The 1,733-nt window shown below is 76.1% G+C and carries 1 protein-coding gene; it reads left to right on the forward strand.

The window, feature by feature from the left end:
* Positions 1–159 precede the first annotated feature (159 nt).
* Positions 160–1,692: a DUF7059 domain-containing protein gene (locus tag ABD323_RS40850; RefSeq protein WP_344447172.1), complete on the forward strand. Its 1,533-nt coding sequence runs from the start codon at positions 160–162 to the stop codon at positions 1,690–1,692.
* Positions 1,693–1,733: the final 41 nt, after the last annotated feature.

Here is a 1,733-nt window from a genome sequence, read left to right on the forward strand (position 1 = left end):
CCCCCGGCGGGTCGCAGTCCCCGGCGGCCGGCGGGTCATCCGCACCGTCCGGCCCCGCCTCCGGCAGTCCCTCCAAGACGTCCTGACGGCTCTGGCCCTCATCCCACTCCCCCCGCGCGGTCGGCGGAGGGAGTGGGCGACAGGCGGGACAATGGCCGGGTGACCAAGCTCCCCGCACCCGACCCCGCCCGCCTCGCCCGTCTGCGCGAGGCGCTGCTCGCCGCGTCCTACACCGCCGACGGCTGCCTCGACCTGCTGGGCCCCACCGGCTACGCCGCGCTGGCCCGCAGCGAGGCGGTCCCCGCACTGCGGGCGACCCGCGGTGGCACGCCGCTGGAGACCCTGGTCCGGCTCTTCCTGCTGCAGCAGCCGGTCCACCGCACGGCCGCGGCCGCCGCCCTGCCGGTCGAGGAGTGCCTGGCCGACGGCTGGCTGGAGAACGACGGCGCGGACGTGCGCGCCACCGTGGACGTGCGCCCGTACGCCAACGAGGTCGCCGGGCTGGAGAGCTCCGACGCCTGGGTGGTCTCCGACCTGGGTTGCGCGGTCGGCGGCGCGGGCGGCATCGGCTCGGGCGGCAGCACCGCCGGGGTGGGCCGCCGCGAGCTGGTGCTCGGCGTCGGCGGGGCGTCCACCACGCTCGCCAACCTCGCGGTGCGCCGCCCGGTCCGCTCCGCGCTGGACCTGGGCGCCGGCTCCGGCGTGCAGGCGCTGCACGCCGCCCGGCACGCGCAGCAGGTGACCGCGACCGACCTCAACCCCCGGGCGCTGGCCTTCTCCCGGCTGACGCTGGCGATCTCCGGCTTCACCAACACCGACACCGCCGAGGGCAGTCTCTTCGAGCCGGTCGGCGAGCGGCGCTTCGACCTGATCCTCTCCAACCCGCCGTTCGTGATCTCGCCCGGCAGCCGGTTCGTCTACCGCGACGGCGGGATGGCCGGCGACGAGCTCTGCCGCAACCTGGTGCGGGGCGCCGCGGAGCACCTGGAGCCCGGCGGCTACTGCCAGCTGCTGGCCAACTGGCAGCACGTCAGGGGCGAGGACTGGCACGACCGGTTGGCCGGCTGGGTGGCCGGTACCGGGCTGGACGCCTGGGTGGTCCAGCGCGAGGTGCAGGACGTGGCTCAGTACGCCGAGCTCTGGCTGCGCGACGGCGGTGACCACCTGGCCCCCCGGGAGGTCTACGAGGCCCGTTACAACGAGTGGCTGGACGCCTTCGAAGCGGCGAAGGTGGAGGGCATCGGCTTCGGCTGGATCACCCTGCGGGCCTCCGGTGCGCAGCGTCCCACCGTCCGGATCGAGGAGTGGCCGCACCCGGTGGAGCAGCCGCTCGGCCCGCACATCGAACGCTGGTTCGCCCGGCAGGACTTCCTGCGCACGCACGACGACGCGGCCCTGCTCGCCGCCCGCTACGTGCTGGCCGAGGAGGTCGTGCAGGAGCAGATCGGCGCGCCGGGGGCGGACGACCCCGAGCACGTGGTGCTGCGGCACAACCGGGGCATGCGCAGGGCGACCAAGGTGGACACCGTCGGCGCCGGTTTCGCCGGGGTCTGCGACGGCACCCTGACGGCCGGCGAGATCGTCGACGCGATCGCCCAGCTGATCGGCGAGGACCAGGTGCGGCTGCGCGACCGGGTCCCGCAGTCGCTGCGGCTGCTGGTGGAGCAGGGGTTCGTCGAGCCGGCGCCCTGACCGGCCGCCCGCCCCGCCCGCCCGCCCGCCCGCCCGCCCCC

The sequence above is a fragment of the Kitasatospora nipponensis genome, from assembly GCF_039528135.1.
GTDB lineage: Bacteria > Actinomycetota > Actinomycetes > Streptomycetales > Streptomycetaceae > Kitasatospora > Kitasatospora nipponensis.